The organism is Metabacillus niabensis (assembly GCF_020524345.1).
Classification (GTDB): domain Bacteria; phylum Bacillota; class Bacilli; order Bacillales; family Bacillaceae; genus Metabacillus; species Metabacillus niabensis_B.
In genome coordinates, this window is record NZ_JAIVLH010000002.1 from 242,738 (window position 1) to 264,466 (window position 21,729).

21 protein-coding genes, 1 other RNA gene and 1 pseudogene are annotated in these 21,729 nt (G+C 35.1%); 7 read left to right on the forward strand and 16 right to left on the reverse strand.

Going from position 1 to position 21,729, the window contains the following annotated elements:
- Positions 1–684: 684 nt before the first annotated feature.
- The 5 genes and pseudogenes from LC095_RS04180 to LC095_RS04200 all read right to left on the reverse strand — a co-directional run.
- Positions 685–2,523 (reverse strand): annotated as a pseudogene (locus LC095_RS04180) (transglycosylase domain-containing protein); the annotation flags it as partial.
- Between the two features lie 197 nt (positions 2,524–2,720).
- On the reverse strand, positions 2,721–2,876 hold the full coding sequence (locus tag LC095_RS04185; protein WP_226526962.1) for a hypothetical protein: 156 nt from the start codon (positions 2,874–2,876) through the stop codon (positions 2,721–2,723).
- A 339-nt stretch (positions 2,877–3,215) separates the two neighbouring features.
- Positions 3,216–5,633, reverse strand: coding sequence for a heavy metal translocating P-type ATPase (locus tag LC095_RS04190; protein ID WP_226526963.1), 2,418 nt, complete (start codon positions 5,631–5,633; stop codon positions 3,216–3,218).
- A 92-nt stretch (positions 5,634–5,725) separates the two neighbouring features.
- A complete protein-coding gene (gene copZ / locus LC095_RS04195; RefSeq protein ID WP_226526964.1) occupies positions 5,726–5,932 on the reverse strand; it encodes a copper chaperone CopZ in 207 nt (68 codons plus the stop codon).
- Between the two features lie 13 nt (positions 5,933–5,945).
- Positions 5,946–6,281, reverse strand: a complete 336-nt coding sequence (locus LC095_RS04200; protein WP_319005754.1) for a metal-sensitive transcriptional regulator — start codon at positions 6,279–6,281, stop codon at positions 5,946–5,948.
- Between the two features lie 172 nt (positions 6,282–6,453).
- On the opposite strand from LC095_RS04200, the gene LC095_RS04205 reads away from it, so the two are divergent.
- The gene (locus tag LC095_RS04205) at positions 6,454–6,918 is read left to right on the forward strand and encodes a hypothetical protein (protein ID WP_226526965.1); all 465 of its coding nucleotides are present in this window, start codon (positions 6,454–6,456) and stop codon (positions 6,916–6,918) included.
- A gap of 56 nt (positions 6,919–6,974) precedes the next feature.
- Here the strand turns inward: LC095_RS04205 and ffs are convergent.
- Positions 6,975–7,241: signal recognition particle sRNA large type (ffs, locus tag LC095_RS04210), an RNA gene on the reverse strand.
- A gap of 202 nt (positions 7,242–7,443) precedes the next feature.
- Positions 7,444–8,046 (reverse strand): cell wall hydrolase, encoded by a 603-nt coding sequence (locus tag LC095_RS04215; RefSeq protein ID WP_226526966.1) that lies wholly within the window; start codon positions 8,044–8,046, stop codon positions 7,444–7,446.
- 196 nt (positions 8,047–8,242) lie between these two features.
- Between LC095_RS04215 and LC095_RS04220 the strand changes: the two genes are divergently transcribed.
- The 3 genes from LC095_RS04220 (at position 8,243) to LC095_RS04230 (ending at position 11,342) form a co-directional block, all read left to right on the forward strand.
- Positions 8,243–9,103, forward strand: coding sequence for a helix-turn-helix domain-containing protein (locus tag LC095_RS04220; RefSeq protein WP_226526967.1), 861 nt, complete (start codon positions 8,243–8,245; stop codon positions 9,101–9,103).
- 105 nt (positions 9,104–9,208) lie between these two features.
- Positions 9,209–9,784, forward strand: coding sequence for a DUF6434 domain-containing protein (locus tag LC095_RS04225; protein ID WP_226526968.1), 576 nt, complete (start codon positions 9,209–9,211; stop codon positions 9,782–9,784).
- A 406-nt stretch (positions 9,785–10,190) separates the two neighbouring features.
- A complete protein-coding gene (locus tag LC095_RS04230; protein WP_226526969.1) occupies positions 10,191–11,342 on the forward strand; it encodes an endo-1,4-beta-xylanase in 1,152 nt (383 codons plus the stop codon).
- A 47-nt stretch (positions 11,343–11,389) separates the two neighbouring features.
- Here LC095_RS04230 and LC095_RS04235 read toward each other — a convergent pair whose 3' ends face one another.
- A complete protein-coding gene (locus tag LC095_RS04235; protein ID WP_226527122.1) occupies positions 11,390–12,349 on the reverse strand; it encodes an aldolase catalytic domain-containing protein in 960 nt (319 codons plus the stop codon).
- 257 nt (positions 12,350–12,606) lie between these two features.
- Here LC095_RS04235 and LC095_RS04240 point away from each other — a divergent pair, with 257 nt between their 5' ends.
- Both LC095_RS04240 and LC095_RS04245 read left to right on the forward strand, forming a co-directional pair.
- Positions 12,607–12,939 carry an MGMT family protein gene (locus LC095_RS04240; RefSeq protein ID WP_226527123.1) on the forward strand — a complete coding sequence of 111 codons (333 nt, stop codon included), beginning with the start codon at positions 12,607–12,609 and terminating at the stop codon, positions 12,937–12,939.
- A 174-nt stretch (positions 12,940–13,113) separates the two neighbouring features.
- The gene (locus LC095_RS04245; protein ID WP_226526970.1) at positions 13,114–13,260 is read left to right on the forward strand and encodes a hypothetical protein; all 147 of its coding nucleotides are present in this window, start codon (positions 13,114–13,116) and stop codon (positions 13,258–13,260) included.
- 257 nt (positions 13,261–13,517) lie between these two features.
- Here the strand turns inward: LC095_RS04245 and LC095_RS04250 are convergent, their stop codons facing one another.
- The 8 genes from LC095_RS04250 to LC095_RS04285 form a co-directional block, all read right to left on the reverse strand.
- Positions 13,518–14,342: an aldo/keto reductase gene (locus tag LC095_RS04250; protein WP_226526971.1), complete on the reverse strand. Its 825-nt coding sequence runs from the start codon at positions 14,340–14,342 to the stop codon at positions 13,518–13,520.
- An 80-nt stretch (positions 14,343–14,422) separates the two neighbouring features.
- Positions 14,423–15,634: a multidrug effflux MFS transporter gene (locus LC095_RS04255; protein ID WP_226526972.1), complete on the reverse strand. Its 1,212-nt coding sequence runs from the start codon at positions 15,632–15,634 to the stop codon at positions 14,423–14,425.
- Positions 15,635–15,757: 123 nt separating this feature from the next.
- On the reverse strand, positions 15,758–16,789 hold the full coding sequence (locus LC095_RS04260; RefSeq protein ID WP_226526973.1) for an NADH:flavin oxidoreductase/NADH oxidase: 1,032 nt from the start codon (positions 16,787–16,789) through the stop codon (positions 15,758–15,760).
- 150 nt (positions 16,790–16,939) lie between these two features.
- Positions 16,940–17,368 carry a MarR family winged helix-turn-helix transcriptional regulator gene (locus LC095_RS04265; protein ID WP_226526974.1) on the reverse strand — a complete coding sequence of 143 codons (429 nt, stop codon included), beginning with the start codon at positions 17,366–17,368 and terminating at the stop codon, positions 16,940–16,942.
- A 149-nt stretch (positions 17,369–17,517) separates the two neighbouring features.
- Positions 17,518–18,276 carry an amino acid ABC transporter ATP-binding protein gene (locus LC095_RS04270; RefSeq protein ID WP_226526975.1) on the reverse strand — a complete coding sequence of 253 codons (759 nt, stop codon included), beginning with the start codon at positions 18,274–18,276 and terminating at the stop codon, positions 17,518–17,520.
- A gap of 14 nt (positions 18,277–18,290) precedes the next feature.
- Positions 18,291–18,986 carry an amino acid ABC transporter permease gene (locus tag LC095_RS04275; RefSeq protein WP_319005760.1) on the reverse strand — a complete coding sequence of 232 codons (696 nt, stop codon included), beginning with the start codon at positions 18,984–18,986 and terminating at the stop codon, positions 18,291–18,293.
- On the reverse strand, positions 18,970–19,764 hold the full coding sequence (locus LC095_RS04280) for an amino acid ABC transporter substrate-binding protein (protein WP_226526976.1): 795 nt from the start codon (positions 19,762–19,764) through the stop codon (positions 18,970–18,972). Before LC095_RS04280 ends, LC095_RS04275 begins: the two co-directional genes overlap by 17 nt.
- A gap of 272 nt (positions 19,765–20,036) precedes the next feature.
- The gene (locus LC095_RS04285; protein WP_226526977.1) at positions 20,037–20,435 is read right to left on the reverse strand and encodes a hypothetical protein; all 399 of its coding nucleotides are present in this window, start codon (positions 20,433–20,435) and stop codon (positions 20,037–20,039) included.
- 422 nt (positions 20,436–20,857) lie between these two features.
- Between LC095_RS04285 and LC095_RS04290 the strand changes: the two genes are divergently transcribed.
- A complete protein-coding gene (locus tag LC095_RS04290) occupies positions 20,858–21,688 on the forward strand; it encodes a lipase family protein (protein WP_226526978.1) in 831 nt (276 codons plus the stop codon).
- Positions 21,689–21,729: the final 41 nt, after the last annotated feature.

Below are 21,729 nucleotides of genomic sequence, written 5' to 3' on the forward strand. Positions count from 1 at the left end.
ATTTAAAAGATGATAGGATGTATAAACATGAATGATATAGAAATAATTGTAACAATCCCGATTTATGGTAAAGTTTTATAGAATAATTGTCAAGTAGTTATTGGAATTAAAAAAGTGATTTTTTGACTTCATATGTATTATTAAAGACTATGGAGAGATATTCCTGATTTTGAAACTTTATTAACGATTCCCTAGATATATTCACAGCTTTAAATCATTTATTTTCAAATGGTCAAAAACCGAAAAATATTCACAAAAAAGAACTGCTTTATTTAGCAGTCCAAATATTTCCTACATTAAATAAAAGACAGACAAGTCGCATTAGACATTCTATTTTTGCTCCTGTCTTTTTAAAATATCAGAAGATTAATCATCATCTTCTTCCACTACTTTCTTTTCAACATGGCCTCTTCCTTTGTCTTCCCTACCCTTGCCCTTCTCTTTTTCCTTATCTTTATTCTTTTCCCCCCTTCCTTTGTTTTCCTTTTCATCCTCCTCATCTTCAAGTTCCTCTTCCTTTTCCTCGTTCTCTTCGTCTTCCTCTCTTTCTCTTGCTTTCTCAGCCTGTTCTTTTGCTTTTTCCTCTTCTTCTTCTCTAAGTTCAAGTGCTTTTTTTATGTTTCCTGCAATTAGTGATAAATCAAACGAAGTTTCTGTCAGTTCTGATTTTGATTTGGAGATGATCTCCTTAAATAAAATTGTTGCTGTTTGACTGCTAGATGATAATAAATAATGCTGTTCATCTGTTTTGTCATAACCTAACCAAACAGCACCTACTAACTCCGGTGTATAGCCAACAAACCAGTGATCATTTGATCCTCCGTTGATTTCAAAAGCTAATTGGGTAGTACCTGTTTTTCCCGCCACATCAATTCCGGAAATCTGAGCATTTTTACCAGTTCCTTTTTCCACCACACCATTTAGTAAATATGTTATTTTCTGAGCAACCTCGGGCTCTGTTACCCGTGTTGCTTTACTCTGCCATTCGGCGATAACTTCTCCATTTGCATCTTCAATTTTTTGAATAGAGTGTGCTTCAACCATAACACCATCATTTGGGAAAGTAGCAAATGCCTGCGCCATTAATAACGGTGAAGTCCCTTTTGACATTCCACCAAGAGCTAGTGGCAGGCTATGATCTTCTTTCACTAATGGAATACCAAAACGTTCAACAGCTTGAATTCCTTTCTCTAAACCTATTTCATCTAATAACCAAACAGCTGGAATATTGTATGAGTGAATAACAGCATCAAATAGTGTCGTTTGGCCTCGATATTGATGGTCGGAATTTTCCGGCTGGTATCCACCCTCAAAAGTTAGAGGCTGATCTGATAAAAGATCAAATGGCTCATAGCCTTCCTCCAGTGCAGGTGTGTATACTGCTATAGGTTTCATCGTTGATCCAGGCTGCCTTATTAATTGGCTTGCATGGTTAAATCCACGGAATATATGCTCTCCTCTTCCTCCAACTAAAGCCTGAATTCCACCGGTTGAAGGGTGAATAAATACACTGCCACTTTGAATGAGTTGATCTGAACTGCTTTCTGGAAAAAGTGCATCAGAATTGTATACTTCCTCAGCGGCAGTTTGAATGACTGGATTCAATTCTGTATAGATATGAAGTCCACCAGAAAGAATCTCATTTTCAGAAAGGTCATATTTTTTAATTGCTTCTTCTATTAAATAATCAATATAATATGGATAATTGCCCTTATATTCATCTTCGGTTTTTCTTCTATCTAAAACAATTTGATCAGCTTTCGCACTTTTTAATTCTTCTTCCGTGATAAACCCTTCTTTTTCCATCAAGGTTAAAACGATATTTCTTCGTTTGACAGAATGGTCGAAATGTTTGATAGGTGATAGTGAAGAAGGAGCTTTTATTAGGCCAGCTAACATGGCAGATTCACTCAATGTTAAGTCTGAGGCTTTTTTTCCGAAATAGGTTTGGGCTGCACGTTGGATTCCCCATGCACCTTCACCAAAATAAATTTGGTTTAAGTACCGTTCCAAAATTTCATCTTTTGTATAAGAACGCTCAATCTTTTTGGTTAGAATCAATTCCTTCATTTTTCTTGTATAAGTACGCTCATGTGACAAAAATACATTTTTTGCGAGCTGCTGTGTGATTGTACTTCCACCTGCAACGACATCACCTTTAAACAAATTCGTAACAAACGCTTTAGTTATTGCGAAATAATTCACACCATGATGATGATAAAAACGTTGGTCTTCTGTAGCGATTACAGCATGAATCATATCATCTGATATTTCGTCTAATGAGACACCTTCAATACTTGAATTGGAAAGCTTACTTGCTATTTCTCCATGATGGTCATAAATAATCGTTGGCTGAGGTGCAGGTTTCTCTAACTTGCTCACATCACTTGTCCAAATCAGAATATTGATGACTAAGAGGCCGCAGATTGCAGTTAACAAAATCACTGCAATTATTTTGACAACCACTTTTTTAGCTGAAAATAACTTTTTCTTTAAAGATCTTTCTTCTTTCCTTTTTTCCATTCTTCCCAAGACTTGTCCCACCTTCTAAGTTGCAAACTCCAGCTTGTCATATACTGATTAATTTTTAATCAGTATATATTTTTCGTCAACATGTCATAAGTCTTAACCTTTCAATAAGAAATTAGCCTTATTTTAAAAATAGAAAAAATCCAAAGAGATTCTATTCTTTGGACTATCTATCTTTATAGAAAACGCATTCACTTTTTATTAGAAAATTGTTCTTTTATAAGCTTCAATGACTCAACTAAACCTGGTAGTTTATCAAAATATTCTGCTTCATTATTTAGTAGGATTTCGTTAATTCGAGACTGTAACAGCTCCTCAATCAACTCAATTGTTTGTTGATGAATCATATTTCACACCCCTACTTGAAGATCCTGTATTATATTCCATTCCATTGCTTTTGATTCCAATTTTTAATCATTATTGAAAAATAATGATTAACCTTCTCTTATTTTAAAGATGAATAGGTGAAGGGAAATATTGTATACCATATTTTAGGAGGGAAGTCTTGCAGGAAAGAAGGCAGTATGGTTCTGTTAAGTGTAAATATGAGCTTTATAAAATTGTTTGGCTACTATTTATTAGGAGTTACCATTGCATTAATTGTAGTCCAAGGTATCAATTCATATTTAAAAATAAGGACAAATAAAGAAGCTAAACAGAATGAATCTCCTTTATTTGTCCTTTGATTATAGTTTCACTCTTTGTAATCGAAGTGCGTTTAAGACAACTGAGACTGAACTAAAGGCCATGGCTGCACCTGCTAACCAAGGTGCTAAGAATCCCATTGCTGCAATTGGTATTCCTAGTGAATTATAAGCAAATGCCCAAAAGAGATTTTGCTTAATATTTCGAATCGTTTTTTGACTCATAGAGATTGCATCAGCAATACTGTTAAGATCTCCCCGAATAAGAGTAATATCTGCAGCTTCCATGGCAACATCTGTTCCTGTTCCAATTGCCATTCCAATATCAGCCATTGCTAAAGCCGGTGCATCATTAATTCCATCTCCAACCATAGCAACAACTTTTCCTTTCTGCTGAAGTTTTTTTACTTCTTCTGCTTTTCCTTCTGGTAAAACTTCTGATACAACACGTTCAATTCCTGCTGAGTTGGCAATAGCTTTTGCTGTTCGCTCATTGTCACCAGTAATCATCACAACTTCTAATCCCATATTTTTTAAACGTTGGACGGCTTCTTTCGATGTTTCTTTAATCGTATCTGCAACAGCTACCATTCCGGCAAATTGATCATCAATTGCGATTAACATGGCAGTTTTTCCTGAGCTCTCAAGTGTTTCCATTGTTTGAAGTGCCGATGATATAGAAATATTGTGTTTTATCAATAATTTTCTCGTACCTGCTATGATCAATTTTCCTTGCACTTTTGCGGTTATGCCATATCCCGGTATTGCTTCAAACTCCTCAACATCAACCAAGTCAATATTTTTATTCTGAATACCTGAAACAATTGCCTGTGCAAGAGGGTGTTCAGATTGCTTTTCGGATGAACCTACCAGTTGTAAGAATTCACTTTCATTAAACTCATCTTCTACAAAAATATCTGTTAGGATTGGTGTGCCATTTGTAATGGTTCCTGTTTTATCTAAAAGAACTGTCGTTAAGCGATGTGTTCGTTCAAGATGTTCTCCACCTTTAAAGAGGATACCAAATTCAGCAGCTCTTCCTGATCCCGCCATAATAGAAGTTGGTGTTGCAAGTCCTAATGCACAAGGACAGGCGATGACTAAGATTGCAATCATCTTTTCTAGTGCTTCTGCAACATCACCGGGTGTTATCCAAACGAACCAAATGATAAATGTAACGATGGCAATTCCAACAACGATTGGAACAAAAATACCGGAAATTTGATCAGCTATACGTTGGATGGGTGATTTTGAACCTTGTGCTTCTTCTACAACTTTTATAATTTGTGATAGAGCTGTATCGCGACCCACTTTAGTCGCTTTTATTTTTAACACACCATTTTTATTTAAAGTTGCTCCTATCACACTGTCGCCTGCAATTTTATCAATTGGTACACTTTCCCCTGTAAGCATGGATTCATCAAGCGCAGAACGACCCTCGATAATTTCACCATCAACAGGTATCTTTTCCCCGGGTTTAACAATTAAAATGTCACCAACCTGTACTTCTTCAAGGGGAATTTCTTGTTCCGTCCCTCTACGGATAACAATTGCTGTTTTGACCTGTAATCCCATCAGTTTTTTTATTGCGTCAGATGAACGCCCTTTTGCTTGAACTTCAAATAATTTTCCCAATACAATTAAAGTAATGAGGACTGCACTTGTTTCATAATATAGCTCTACCATATGGTGATCAGAACCTATTGATGCAATCGTTAAAAATAAACTGTAGAAGTATGCAGCAGATGTTCCTAATGCAACAAGTACATCCATATTGGCACTTTTATTTCTGAGAGCCTTATAAGCTCCTATATAAAATTGTTTCCCGACAATAAATTGTACTGGAGTAGCAAAGGCTAATTGTACCCATGGATTCATTAGCATCTCAGGCAAATAAATAAATGATGTAAAACTAAAGTGGCTAACCATTGACCAAAGTAAAGGCATGGATAAGATTAAGGAAAAAAGAAACTTTCTTTTTTGTGTCTGTAATTCCTTAGCTCTTTGATCGGTGATATTTTTTTTCTCTTCATCTTTCAAGCTGGCTTGATAACCTAATTTTTCTACTTGTTTAATTAAATCTGTTGTGGTAACTTGTGAGGCATTAAACTCAATAGTTGCTCTTTCTAATGCTAAGTTGACTGATGCATTTGTCACACCATCCAGTTTGTGTAAACCTTTTTCAATACGATTTGCACAGGCCGCACAAGTCATACCACTAAGATTTAGTTCAACCTTTTCCATAGCTATATCATAACCTAAATCATTTATTTTCTTTGTGAACTTATCTATGTTTGTAACACTTGGATCATATTTAATGGATGTTCTTTCTAAAGCAAAATTAACAGTTGCCTCTTCCACCCCATCCATTTTATTCAGTCCTTTTTCAATTCGAACAGCACAAGCAGCACATGTCATTCCAGTAATAGGTAACACTGCTTCTTTTCTTTGTTCTGACATTTTCTATGCCTCCCTATACCCCGTAGTGGTATAATGTTTTTCAAAATAAAACGTGCTAACAAAATAAGCACGTTTTGTTTACGGAAAGGACGTTAAACTACATCATACCCTTGTTCATCAATTATTTCCTTTATTTTATCTAATGAAACAATAACGGGATCAAATTCGATATCTACTTTCCCTTCAGTTAAATGAACTTTCACGTTTTCTACCCCATTTTGTTTTCCTACATTTCCTTCAATTGCACTTACACAGTGACCACAGGACATACCTTGAACTGTTAACGTTGTTTTCTCCATTATTTAACACTCCTTATTTTTTCATTAATCTTTGAATGGTAACAAGCAATTCATCAACAACTTCTAAGTCACCATCTTGTATTCTTTCTGTTACACAGCTTTTTAAATGAGCTTCTAATAAAACTTTTGAGAAGCTATTAAGGGCAGATTGAACGGCGGAAATTTGGGTAATGATATCATCACAATACGTATCTTTTTCAATTAACCCTTTAATACCGCGAACCTGACCTTCAACTCTATTTAACCGGCTAATTAAGGATTTTTTTACTTTATCAGAATGGTGGCTTTGTCTTTCAGAATGATTCATATTACATTGTTCAATTTTCAAGGCCTCTTCTTCTTCAAACATATTCAAAACCTCCTCTTTTAAACAATCTACCATACCCCCCTAACCTATGTAAAGTGTTTTGACTTTATAAAATACCTTTTGTTTTTTCGCCTATTTGGCACGGTGCAAGAACTAAAACACTTTTCAGATGACTTCTTCATATAATATCAAATCTTAAACTAGGGGTGATAGAATGAAACGATGGTTAAAAACCGTGATTTTACTTTATCTTTCCCTTTTGTTTTTTGGCAGCTTTTTAGCTGTTGGAGCATTATGGACTGGAATATTAGAAAAACTGTTTCCATTTATTTCTTCTATTGAGATTTTTCTTTATTATTTCTTTGCCGGAGCAATTGGTGGATCCCTTCGCCATCTTTACATGTTTTGCTCTCACTATATGAAGGGCGAGCTAACAGACTATAGAGAGTGGATTATGTATATCTTTTATCCGATATTTGCTACAGGTACGGCTGTTATAGCTGTTACATTGATACAAAGTGGAATCTTTTTAATTGATTTTATTGATTACAATGAAACTCCTTTAGCACAAATCAGTATTGCGTTTTTTGTAGGGTTTGGCTTTAATCGGTTTTTAAATAAGTTAAATGCTTTTTCAAAAAAAATGTTTAAACCAAATAATGACAATGATCATAAATAAAAAAAGATGACTACTTTTTGAATAAAAGGAGTCATCTGCTATGTTCATATGTAAAACCGTGCACCTCTTATTGATATGGTCACATAAGTGTTACTTAAGTAGCCAGCTCAGTCAGGGCTACCCTGCGGCACACAGACGAATCTACTTATGGCTGCTCCCTTCCAGGCCTGACCAGTTTCATAGATGTCTGTTGCGCGGACCCCAATCGTCATCACCGCTTGCATAAGGCAAACCTTACATGAACCATACCGCTAAAGAGGAATTCAACCCCGCTAAGGCGGATTGCAGGTTACAGGGCACCGCCATCTCCCCATCTAGCACGGTATGTATAAAATTACATGTATTTGTATGGTATAAACAATACGTGTTACGTATCGTATATATCTAATTTAACATAGATGGAGAAGGTAGTGAAGTTGTATTTAATGGTAAAAATGGTGCTTGGAATTCAGAACATACTTCGTGCAGACCTCGAAGATTAAGAACAATATAATGCGTACAGCATATTAGACTGTACGCAATTTTCTATATAGCAAATGCATGATTACCGATTGTTTTAACCACTTCACGAGTTTGTATCCAATCACTTGTAGCTGTGTCCGGATTATAGAAATAAAGAAGTTCATCATTCTCATCGTTTTCTGTCAATGCATCTTGAACAGCCTTATAAGCTTCCTTATCAGCCGGTTCGTTAATGGAGTTATTTGAGACAGGTTCAAAAGCATTTTCTTGATAAATGACTTGTTTAATAGTATCCGGGAATTGATCATGATCCACACGATTTAGTACAACTTCAGCAACTGCCACCTTACCAACATAAGGCTCACCTTTCGCCTCTGCATGGACCAGTTGGGCAAGCAATTTTTTTTCATCTTTCGAAATCGTAGCAGACACCTCGTTGTCAGCTTTTATAATTGTCTCATCCTTCTTGGCAACTTCTTTTTGTTGAAATCGTAAATCAATGGAATTCAAATTGTTTTCTTCAGTTTCAATTCCGTGCTTATTTAAGAGTAAATGTAATGAAGTTTCAGTTTCTGTCGTATCATGTTCTTCAGCCTTGGTTTTAGAAATAGTAAAAGAGAAAAAGATCATATTTAGAGTTATGAATAAACATAGAATTTTTTTCATCATGTATACCTCCTGTTTATTTATTGGTTCGAAACAGGTCATATACAAGGCTAACAGGTTTGCAAGTGTTTCTCATTAGTATATTATTGGAAAAAGATAATCTACTATGAAAAAATTTAATTTTAACGCTACTCCCCCTCGAAAATTCCCTATATAAAGAGTGACCGAACTTTTATCACTAGGGGGAATTTTAATCATGCAAAAGCTAAACTATGACACAATGAAGTCTTATCAATCTTTTTCAACAATTGAAGAAATGGATCATTCTGTACGTGGCTTTTTGTATACATACAAATCATCATTATCTGAAGGAACCTTAAAGGTATTAACTTTTATCTGGAGACATTCTGTTAAAGTATTTGGTGTATCATTTGCTAAATACGATACGATAGCAGCTGGGGTAGAATTGAACCGAAGAACTGTTATTCGAGTAGTTAAAACTTTAGAAAGCCTAGGCTTTCTAAAGAAAGTTCCAACTGCCAGAATGAATGGAAAGCAAGGGGTAAATTTACTAATCATACAGCCTTATCAATCAATTGACGAATTACTAACTAATCATATGCCACCCCAAGATGTCACCCATGATGTCACTCCTAATAAAACAGAGAATAAGCAAAGCTCACTCTGTGAGAATAAACCTAATAAACGAACTAACGTAACAGAAACAAATCATATAACACCCGTTGAACAACTGATTGATAATAGTTCGATCAACGCTCATGAAATAGATGCAAGCTTTGTACCTGAAATAGTCCATGAAAAGTTTATCCATGCGGCAAAACCTTTTTTTCATGCTTTTGATATCTACCGTCTATGGAAACGTGTGTTAATTGCATATAACAAACTCAACTTTAAAAGGTGTATAGAAGATGTTATGGATATTATTGTTTATGCTTTTAAACAAACCGTATTTATGAAAAGGATGAAAAAAATACATACAAGTTTTGAAGGGTATTTTTATCGAACTCTCTATTCAATGCTCAACGTGGAAAAACGTCGTGAGAATCGCCATTTGCTGTATGACTTCATTGGTAGTGATAACAACTGTATAGAATGAGGATTATTCCTTTCACAAAATAAATTACCTCCTATTATTATTATTATTTGTACGAAAGGAACATTTGTTCTATAATGAGTTATAAAGAGAAAAGGAGGATAAATGATGAGACCTAAATTAACGAAACAAACCAACATTCAAAGTTTTAAAAATTACTATTGGTTGAAAACGGAATTACAAACATTTTGCAGAGAAAACGGGATAAGCGTTACTGGTTCAAAACAGGAAATCTCAGATAGAATTGAGGTATTTTTAAAAACGGGAGAGATAAAATCTCCTATTAGAAAACCAAATGTAAAAAGAAATATTAAGTTAATCGAGGAATCAAGCCTTGATACTGTTATTACAGAAAACCATCATTGCAGTCAGAGTGTAAGAGCATTTTTTAAGACAGTTATCCCAAAATTTCATTTCTCTACGTATATCCAGAACTACTTTAAAAATAACATTGGAAAAACATACCGAGATGTTGTTGATGCTTGGTATGAGGAAGAACAAAGAAAGAAAGCCCCAACTTATACGAAAAAAATTGCCCCGCAATTTGAATATAATCAATTCACTCGAGACTTCTTTGCTGATCCTAAGAATCAAGGGAAAAGTCGAAAAGATGCAATTGAAGCCTGGAATAAGATAAAGAAACTTCCTGGGAGCAACAGATATGTATCTGACAATGAATATTGATGAGCATTAAGCAATGCTTCATCTCATCTTTTTTCTTTTATGACATCTGTTTACTTGTCATCTTCGTTTCCTCCCACGGATTTCTCGGCATCTTTTCGTGTAAGTACAAGAAAAACTCGCTTTCGATAAGATGTCGAATGAACTACCATTTTACATTTTATACCATATATTAATGTGGTAATTATGAATAAAGATTCATTTTTACCCACATCTCCAATTACTTAGTTTATTCGGTATACAAACTATTTGTTTGTTGGTATAATCATTTCGAGCATAAGAGGAATTAAATGAACATGCATTTGTAATCCCTTACTTACTTCCTCTTCTTTACTATTATTAAGGAGGTTATGTTGGAAAACTATTTTGTAAGCCCTTACTTTATGTTCTTTAAAAAGGAGACGATACAATGTTAAAAGTTTTAAGAAAACCACTTATTTCTGGAATAGCTTTAGCTTTACTTTTACCAGTAGGAGGAAATGCTGCGTCAGCATATGAAGCAAGAAGTGCTCTTGAGGTCCCTTCAATTAGTGAAAGATATGAAAATTCTTTTGCAATTGGAGCAGCAGTTGAACCTTATCAACTAGAAGGAATGAATGGAGAAGTTTTAAAACGTCATTATACCAGTATTGTTGCAGAGAACGTAATGAAGCCAATTAATATTCAGCCTGAAGAAGGAAAATTTAATTTTAAAGAAGCTGATAAAATTGTGAAATTTGCAAAAGAAAATAATATGGACCTACGCTTTCATACATTAATTTGGCATAGTCAAGTTCCTGAATGGTTCTTTTTAGACAAAGATGGAAATTCAATGATTGAAGAAACAGATCCAAAGCAAAGGGAGAAAAATAAAAAGCTCCTTCTTAAACGTGTGGAAAAACATGTAAAGACAATTGTAAAGCGTTATAAAAACGATGTCGATGCATGGGATGTTGTGAATGAAGTAATTGATGAATACGCATCAAATGATAAAGGCCTACGTGAATCTCCTTGGTATCAAATAACGGGGACAGATTATATTAAAGTTGCGTTTGAAACAGCTAGAAAATACGGTGGGAAAGATGCTAAATTATACATTAATGATTATAATACAGAAGTACAACCCAAAAGAGATCTTTTGTACAATTTAGTGAAGGATTTATTGGAACAAGGTGTTCCGATTGATGGGGTTGGACATCAGGCACATATTCAAATTGGATGGCCTTCAATTCAGGAAATTGAGGATTCCATTCGTCTATTTTCAAGCTTAGGCTTAGATAACCAAATTACCGAGTTAGATGTGAGTTTATATGGATGGCCGCCAAGACCTGCTTATCCAACTTATGAAGACATACCTGAATCTGAGTTTGAAAGACAGGCAGTACGTTATAATGCATTATTTGAACTATATGAAAGATTAGGTAGCAACATTAGCAATGTTACCTTCTGGGGAATTGCTGATAACCATACATGGTTAAACGATCGTGCGGAGCAATATAATGATGGTGTTGGCGTAGACGCGCCATTTGTATTTGATACTGAGTATCAAGTCAAGCCAGCTTATGATGTAATTATGGATTAAATGATAAAAAACTCAGCCTTATTGGGGCTGAGTTTTTATTACGTTAGTTATTTTGTCGCAGGAGCAACTGATGCTTCAGGAGAAGTGACTTTATCATAAAACTCAACAAACTTATCCCGATCCTCACTATCACGGTAAGCCATCGCCACACGTGGATGTTCATTCAATGTTCCAGAGATCATATAAGGAATGATATACCCCCACTCCCACTTTTGTCTCATGTCCAACATATGGTTTTCAATGATATCCAGAACTGGTTTAAGCTCATAGCTTGCTTTTTGGATATGTGTAACAAGAAGCTCTGTATGGCAATTCCCTGCTGCTCTACCCATTCCATATACAGATGAATCAAGGAAACTAACTCCATTACGCATAGCTGTTAATGTATTGGCAAAAGCGAGCTGCATATTATTGTGTGTATGAATACCGAATTTTTTGTTAGGTAGCATACCTTTAAATTTCTTTACTTGGTGTTCAATGTCAGATGGATCTAAACTTCCAAACGAATCAACAATATACACAACATCTACAGGGCTTTCCTTAACCATGTCAAAAGCCTCAATTAATTGGTTCTCTGGAACGCTGGAAAGTGCCATGATGTTAAGAGCTGTTTCATAACCAAGTTCGTGGAACATTTGTACGAGCTCAAGACCCTTGTCTACCTCACGGATATAACAGGCCACTCGTATCATATCTAATACACTCTGTTCGCGTGGTAAAACATCTTCTGGATCAACACGGCCAATATCAACAAGAGCAGATAGTTTTGTGTTTTTTTTCTCAGGAATCACTTCTTTAAGAAACTGATCATCAAGAAATCTCCATGGATTTGGTTCGCTAGCCTTTAAAAGCTTTGGTGAATTTTTATAGCCAATTTCCATATACTCAACACCAGCCTCATTTAGGCCGTGATACAAGTCTTGAACAAATTCTACGCTGAAATCCCAATTATTTACTAACCCGCCATCACGAATGGTACAATCGATTATATTCGTGCGATTTTCCATAGTCATCATTTCCTCCTGAATTATGTAAATATATCTTTTAAATTTGCCACAAGGACTTACAACTGTCAACAGATTTTGTAAAAGTATTAGGAATTATGAAAAAATTAGTTATGATTAGTAGTCATTTCTGTTTCAAATTTTACTATGGTACTATGTGTTATAATATATAAATAATACATATATAGTTATAATCATTTTTATTGGATACAATTCCTTTTTAACCCTATCGAAACTCTAAAACCCAAGAGGTGGTTATTATTCGCCCTTTTACAGAAAGAGTTATACATCTTATTCTGCATATTCCAGAAGGTCATGTTATGACATACGGCCAGATTGCCCGGTTGGCTGGCAGTCCTAGAGGTGCCAGACAAGTTGTGCGCATCCTTCATTCTATGAGTGTAAAATACCAACTCCCATGGCATCGGGTTGTGAATGCCAAAGGTGAGATTGGCTTTAAAGAAGAAACCGCCTTTCTACTGCAAAAGCAACTCCTTGAAAATGAGGGTATAAAATTGACCGAGCAGCATTTAATTGAATTATCCGACTATCAATTTTACCCACGTGAAGATCATGAAGAGGAATGGTTATAATCATCTTTATTTAACCTGTTTACATAATAATATTATCGACGATCAATAGGTAAACAATATAGTTAACGAATCCTCCTCTTCTTTCATTGTTCTAAACCTATTAATATATAATATTTACGAAATATGGATGATAATGGTAATATAGTAAGAGACTACCTAAGGAGTTGAAAAATGATGAAATATGTAGTTGATTTTATGCTGGCTATTCTTCTTACAGCCATCTCATATGACTTAGGAAGTATACTCATAAGTGATGGAATTGCCTTTTGGCAAGCAATATTAATAGGATTCTCTGTGGTATCACTAGGTGCTATAACATAGGCAGTTGGTGCACCAATTTGGTTAATCGTTTTAGTTCCCTTTCCAATTGGTATGATTATGTTATTTTTCTTTTTAGGTGATTCAGTTGGTCAATGGTTTCTTACCTACCTGACTACACTTGCGATTTACACTGTGATACATATGGTTATGAGCTATTTTTTCTATTTTCATTCTCTAATCCCGGCATGGAAACTTTCTAAAAAGTAAGAATGCAAGAAAGACTGCTCCAATATTGGAAGCAGTCTTTTCGTTTTTCATTATCTTACATTCATCTCATTTGGATGTGGACCTTTACGTCGGTTGCGGTTAAGTTCATTGATTGCATTCATTTCATCAGACGTTAGGTCAAAGTCGAAAACATTGAAGTTTTCTTCAATTCTAGATGGAGTTACTGATTTTGGTATTACAATTGTATTGTTTTGTAAATGCCAGCGCAAAATGACTTGAGCTGTTGATTTGTTATGTGAGTTTGCAATTTTTTGAATAACTTCATCTTGTAACGCCTCTCCACCTTGATCAAGTGGGCTCCATGCTTCTACAAAAATATTATGTTTAGCACAGAATTCTTTTAATTCAATTTGTGCGAGGTATGGATGACACTCAACTTGGTTTAGAACCGGGACTACTTCACATTCGTTTAATAATCGCTCTAAATGCTCAATTTCAAAATTACATACACCAATTGCTTTAACTTTTCCATCTTTATATAGCTTTTCAAGTGCTTTGTATGTATCAACATATTGATCAAACTCTGGTGTTGGCCAATGAATAAGGTATAGATCAACGTAATCAAGATCTAATCTTTCCAAGCTTGCTTCAAATGCTTTTATTGTATTTTCATATCCTTGATCAGTATTCCATACCTTTGTTGTAATAAATAGCTCTTCACGTGGGACAGATGCTTCCTTAATTGCCTTTCCAACACCGACTTCATTTTTATAGATCATTGCTGTATCGATCGAAGTGTAACCAACCTCAATGGCTTTTGTAACAGCTGAAGTTGCTTGATCATCCTCAACTTGCCATACTCCAAAGCCAAGCTGCGGCATTTTTAATCCATTGTTTAATGTAACAAACTTCATTTTACACTCTCTCCTTCATTAAAAAGTCCATGTTCATTATTACTATACTAGAATTCCATCTAAATGAAAAAGAATACGTATTATTTGGCAGTTTGAATGCTTGCAGAAGATTTCCGAACTAAGCCGTAATATGATAAAAATGCTAAAAAGCTAGCTGAGAAGATCACGACACCCATTGGAATCGCATTATATTCACCTGCAATTCCTACAAGTGGTGCTGTTAAAGAGCCTAAAACAAATGGCAATAAACCTAATAATGCAGATGCACTTCCCGCAATATGACCTTGAGTTTCAATCGCTAGAGCAAAGGAAGTCGTTGATATAATTCCGATCGACGCTACTAAAAAGAAGATTGGAATGGCGACAAGTATAAGTGGCGCTTTAAAAAGTAATGCAATAAGTAAAAGAGCACCAGCTGTGTTAGACAGAATTAACCCTATTTTCAAAAATGTTTTCTCAGAAATATAATCTGTTAACCGACCAACAGATTGAGTTCCAATGATTAAAGCAATTCCATTTATTCCGAATAATAAACTAAATACTTGTGGAGATACGCCATAGATATTTTGATAGACGAATGGGATACCAGATACATAGGCAAAAATACCGGCAATCATAAAGCCTTGTGTAAGAGCATAGCCTGTAAATTGCCGATCCTTTAATAACGAACCAAAATTGCTGACTACTTGTTTAAAATTGCTTGGTACCCGGTTTCCTTTTGGTAACGTTTCTTCCATTTTAAATGAAACAATTAGAAATAAGATTAATCCAACAGCTGCTAAAACAACGAAAACCCCTGACCAATTTGTAAAAGCAAGAACACCGCCTCCTACAATCGGTGCTACAATTGGACCCAAATTCCCGACCAACATTAATAATGAAAAGAACTTAGTTAATTCTTTACCACTATATACATCCCGAACTACAGCCCTGGAAATAACAAGTCCGCCTGCTGCAGCGAAGCCTTGAACGAAACGTGATGCAATAAAGGTATAAATATTTGGTGCAAACGAACAAGTTAATGATGCTAATAAATATAAAATTAAAAAAATAAGTAATGGCTTACGTCGACCTTGAACATCACTCATTGGACCAATAATTAATTGACCTAATCCAAGCCCTAATAGACAGGTTGTTAAGCTAATTTGTACTAAAGATGCTTCTGTTTGATAATCTTCTACAATTGTAGGAAATGAAGGCAGATACATATCAATCGTAAATGGTCCTAATAGCCCAAGTGATCCTAAAAGCAAAGCAAGCTGTATTCGTTTTGTTCCGGATAATTTATTCAAATTGTTCTCGCCCTTCTTTAAAGAAAAATTATAAATTTTATTTGAACAATAAAACTAGAATTTCAAAAAAATCCAGCTTTATTGCTCTATCTAACCTATTCTTTAACCGGTTAACTTTTCCTTCTAATTTCTCGGAAAGCCAGCTATATATTGTTGAGGTATACCAATCTCTTTTCGTAAAATAGTTGCTGCTTCTAAAGTCCAGTAAGGATTTCTTAGCATGCCGCGCCCAACTGCTACAAGATCAGCTTCTTCGTTCCCAATTACTGAGTTTGCTAAAGCAGGTTCATCTAATCTACCTACAGCAATTACTGGTACTTGTAATGCCTCTTTAATCGCTCTGGCCATTGGTACTTGGTATGCAACATGTGTACCGGGTCTTCCTGCTGCAGCAATTGGACCTTCTCCACCTGCACTGATATGGAACATATCAACACCAGCGCGTTGATATTCACGTGAAAACTCAATGCTCTCGTTTAAACCATAACCTCCATCTACATATTCTCTTGCTGATATTCTCATGATGAGAGGCATACCCTCTGGCATTTCCCCTTTTGCCGCTTCAATGACCTCTCTTCCAAACTTGGTTAAATCCCGGCCATACTCATCTGTTCGTTTATTTGTATACCTAGAGTGAAATTGATGTATTAAATATCCGTGTGCACCATGAAGTTCAATTACGTCAACCCCTGCTTGAACCGCTCGGCGTACTGCAAGTCGAAACTTTTCAACCATGGCTTTTACTTCATCTGTTGATAGCTCTCTTGGAGTTTTCGAATTTTCATCAAACGCAATGGCAGATGGAGCTACTGGTTCAGAAGCATCTTCTGCTTTTCTGCCAGCATGTGCAATTTGAATACCAACCTTTGCACCATATTGGTGGCAAGCATCTACAATCCGTTTTAATGCCGGGATTTGTTCATCTGACCATAATCCTAAATCAAAATCAGTAATACGGCCATCCGGTTCAACGTCTGTCATTTCAATAATAATAAATCCAGCTCCACCAATCGCCCGACTTACATAGTGCATATAATGCCAATCGGTTGCGATCCCGTCTTTGTTTGCTACTGAGTATTGACACATTGGTGGCATAACTACACGATTTTTTAATGAGAGATCCTTTATCTCGTATGGACTGAATAAATGGTTCAACATAAAAACTCCTTCATGAAATTCTAATAAAATGTATGTGCATGCATACAAAATTAGCACATGAGAAAATATTTCGTCAAGCGAAATGATTTCTAACTTAAAAAACCTATTACCTTATTTGTATTCTAAAATAAGCTATATCTATTCCTTCTAAAATTGAGTAAGCAGCCTTTTTAATTCAGCTTGTATTTCTTTATCAGCAAAAGAATGTTGTAATGTTTGATGTACTGTTTTGATGGCTTCTTCCAGTTTTTTTTCTCCAGATTCTGTTAGAGCTGTAAAGATTGCACGACGATCCTCAACACAAACATGTCTTCTTAATGTTCCACAGCCTTTAGCTTCAAATCTGCTGACTAAACGTGACATGGCACTCTGGCTTAATCCAACCATATTTTGTAATTGTTGTAATTTTAATTTTTTATTAGGTGCTTGTGAAAGAAATAAAAGCACATAAAATTCTTTTAATGTTAATTGATGGGCTTCTTGAAGAATCGATTCTAGTTCTTGTTCCACGCGAATTTGAATGTTTGCTAAAGACATCCAATCGGAGATTAATTGATTTGTTTCATTTGTTTTCATATGCAACCACCTTATCTGAGGCCTTGTTAAACATTGTTTTTCTTTTAATACTATCAAGTAAGTATTTTAATAGTCAAATTCTCTTTCTGTTATTATTCACGGAAATGAAGATAAGGATGATGGAAGCAATCCTTATCCAAATATTCAGCCTACACCTCAATTGAAGGATGTAAAATTCTTTGTAAGAATCTTTTAGTTCTCTCTTCTTTAGGTGACTTAAGTACCTCATCTGGTGTGCCTTGTTCAATGATGTATCCACCATCCATAAATAACACTTTATCTGATACTTCACCAGCAAATTGAATTTCATGAGTGACGATAATCATTGTCCAATTTTCCTTGACTAAGTCTTTCATTACAGTTAAAACTTCTCCAATTAATTCAGGATCTAAAGCCGATGTTGGTTCATCAAATAACATCAATTCCGGCTTTAATGCTAATGCCCTGGCAATACCTACTCTCTGCTGCTGTCCACCTGATAACTGATGGGGATAAAAATTCAATTTATCTTTTAACCCTACTTTTTCAAGGAGTATTTCAGCTTCCTGTCTGACTTCAGCTTTCTTTCGTTTTTGAACAATAATAGGGCCTTCCATTACATTTTCCAATGCAGTTTTATGAGGGAATAGGTGATAAGCTTGAAAAACCATCCCTGATCTTCTGCTGAATTGTACCATATCTCGTTTGTGAATTTTTTCTTCAAAATTTAAAGTTTGCCCATCATGAAAGGTAAAAACCCCTTTATCAGGATCCTCCAGCCCATTAAAACAACGAAGTAAGGTCGTTTTACCTGATCCTGAAGGACCGATAATCGATAATACTTCACCTTTTTGAATGTCAACATTCACATCTTTTAGTACTTCATTTTCTCCAAATGATTTTGCCAACCCTTTTATTGATAAATACAAGCTTTACACCTCCCTTATTTAGCTACATAACGATCCAGACGTTTTTCTATTGCGATTTGAACGAGTGATAAAAGAAAGCAAATAACCCAATAAATAAGTGCTGCTTCAACATACAAAAGCAAAAAATCATATGTCCTTGCTGCAATCTCCTGTGCTTTTCGAAATAATTCAGCTACTAACACAAGTGAAGCAAGTGACGTATCTTTTACTAAACTAATAAATGAATTAGATAGTGGCGGTACAGAAACTCTTGCTGCTTGCGGAAGAATGATACGATAAAGTGCCTGCCATCTCGTCATTCCTATCGTATAAGCAGCCTCCCACTGTCCTTTTTGAATAGAGAGAATAGAAGCCCGTAAGATTTCTGATCCATAGGCACCTACATTTAAGACAAAAGCTATTATGGCACTAATAAACGGATCAAGATTAACGCCCAAGTTAGGTAAGCCGTAAAAAATGATGAATAATTGCACAAGCAAAGGTGTTCCACGGATTGCAGAAACATACACAGCTGCAGGTACCTGTAAAATACGTGATTTTGATATCCTCATCATCGCAGTAATAAGCGCTAAAATCATACCACCGGTAAATGATATTAATGTAAGTGGGATCGTGTATTGAATGGCTCCTGTAATCATAGGGAGAAGAGAGTTGAAAAATAACTCCCAACCTCCCATATCAGCTGTTATTGTATTACTTTGCAGATACATCTTCGCCAAACCATTCTTCGGAAATTTTTGTTAATGTGCCATCTTCTTTCATTGCTTCTAATTGTTTATTAACCTTTTCTATCAGCCCTTCATTTCCTTTATTAAATGTGAATGCCATTTCGGATACATCATCAGACTCTACTACAATTTTTATATTTTTATCGTTTTGTGATTTCATGTAATCTAAAACAGCTAATTTATCATTTACTGTTACCTCAGCACGACCCTGTTTAATTAATTCAATTGATTGTGCAAGGCCTTCTACTCCAACAATCTCTGCTCCATTTTCTTCAGCAATTGCACCATAATTACTTGTTAACGATTGTGCTGATTTCTTCCCTTTTAATTCCTCAAACGTGTTAATATCATTGTTATCTGCTTTTGTAACAATGACAGATGAAGAATATGTATAAGGATTCGAAAAGTCATAATTGGCTAAGCGTTCCTCATTAATTCCCACCTGATTCGCGATTAAATCAAAACGGTTTGAGTTTAAACCAGCAAACATTGAATCCCATTGTGTCTCCATAAATTTCACTTCAACACCCATGCGCTTGGCAACTTCTTTGATTACTTCAACGTCATATCCAGTTAGTTCTCCTTCTTCATTATGAAATGTAAATGGTGCATATGTTCCTTCAGTACCAACTTTAAGAACTTCTTTCTCAGCGGCATCTTGTGAATCTGTTTTTCCGTTTGCATTATCCTGATTTCCTCCACAAGCAGCTAATAGGAAAAGTAAAGTTGCAGCCAAAAGACTCAAATATAACTTTTTCATGTGATGTACCTCCCAGTAGTATTTGGTTTTTTAGAGTAAAGAGTATGACACATATTAGTTTGGTTAATTAGCAGAGGGATTATCCTACAATGCCACAGCAAGTTTAACATATCAACTAAAAAACCTTGAAAAAATATAAGTTGAAAAGTTTAGACTCTTCTTACTCTTTACACTTCCTCGTTTCATGATTTTGAATAGGGAAAATAAAATCTTGTTTTGCACAAAAAAAAGAATCTGTTTTTAGACGGATTCTTTTTCTACATAGGGTTTATTTAAAATGTTCCTGTTTCTTTCTTTAATAAATCCAGTTTATCATGATAGATTTTGCTGATTGTTTTTCTTTCTTTATAACTTAAAACCATAGACGCTCCTTGCTCACCAAGTAATTTTTCCTTAAGGGAATGTTCTGCTTCTATAAAAGCTTTTTTTAATTCACTTTTTGAACTTTTTCCAAGATTATAATGTTTTACATGAATGGTCATTTTTCTAACAAGATGGCTTCCTTTGCTATGTAAAGCATCTATCTCAATGACTTTCTTTCTTGAAAAGTCATCAACAAACTCCATACAACTGTTTTCTAGTTCAACTCTTTTGTCCTGCTTTTCTCTTAGTTGAGGAGTAATCTTTCGTTCTTCCATTACCAGCTTTGATAATGTATGTAAAAACCCCAATTTATTCCTCTCCCTTATATGATCCAAGTAACTTTTTCTATCATTATATTCCAAATATTGCATTGATGTATATAAAATTTTATTTTTTCGGAATATTTAAAATGTTTTATTCTTCTATCATCAGAAATCTCCATAAGCAAATTTCGAACAGGATTTTTACCTCATTAAAGGAAAACCGGTTCGTTTTTGTTCTATAGACGAGAATTAACGATATACGAAGCACTTCCTATTTACTTCTTTCTTAAAGTGTCAACAAAACTCGGATTTCTCAAACTATGAGAATTTTGAGTATGTGGTTAATTAGGTAACTTTCCCGGTTCTTTACGTATCCCCACTCTAATAAATCATTAGCAATTCATGATATTAATACATATGTTACCGTAGAATTAATAACTGTCTACATTAGGAAAGGGATTGTATATATGGTTCTTTCATACAAAAATTATATTTTTAAAAGGAATGCTGCAATATTACTTGCAGCAATGTGCTCTCAGACATATAAACTTTTTGAAAAAGAAAATTTAATCTTACCAAAAGGCTATAAACTTCAATATACAATTCGCGCTTTTGCTGACGTTGAGAATCCTACGGAAGAAGTAATCGGTTTTATAGCTGAGTCTCAAGATCAAATCATTATAGCGTTTCGAGGATATGCTGCATATCCTAAGGATCTTTTAGCGTCCTATGACATATTTCAAGTTCCCTATCCCTATGTTATAAATGGAGGAAAAACCTCCCGTGGATTTACATGTCTTTATCAATCAACAAGAAACAATATTATCAGACAATTAAACAAACTTTCTACATCAAAAAAGCTGTATGTTACCGGACACAACTACGGAGGTGCTTTGGCAACGTTAGCTGCTCTAGATATTGCAGTGAACACCGGGTTTAAGAATCCTTTCGTGTATACGTATGGAAGTCCACGTATCGGAGACCGTGTCTTTGCTTCCCGATTCAACCAAGTAGTAAAAAATAGTATACGAATTGTCAATATTCATGACTCTTTTCCAACTTTCCCAGCAAAAAAGTATCCACCTCCTTTTACGGAGAAAGGATTGTATTATCAGCATGTAAAAACAAAGTATCCAATCTCTTTTCAGTTAAATAATACACCGCGTAATGATGCGATTGCCTGTTATTTTAGAGCCCTTAGAAAACTAAATCCTGCTTTCGCCAATGCATTATGCAGCGAAAACCCTGGATTTTGTCCCGATACAGAACTGTGTGTTCCTTTTCGTGGAACATGCTAGCGTCTCATGTATTGAATATGAAGAAAGGAGTTGCTGCATAG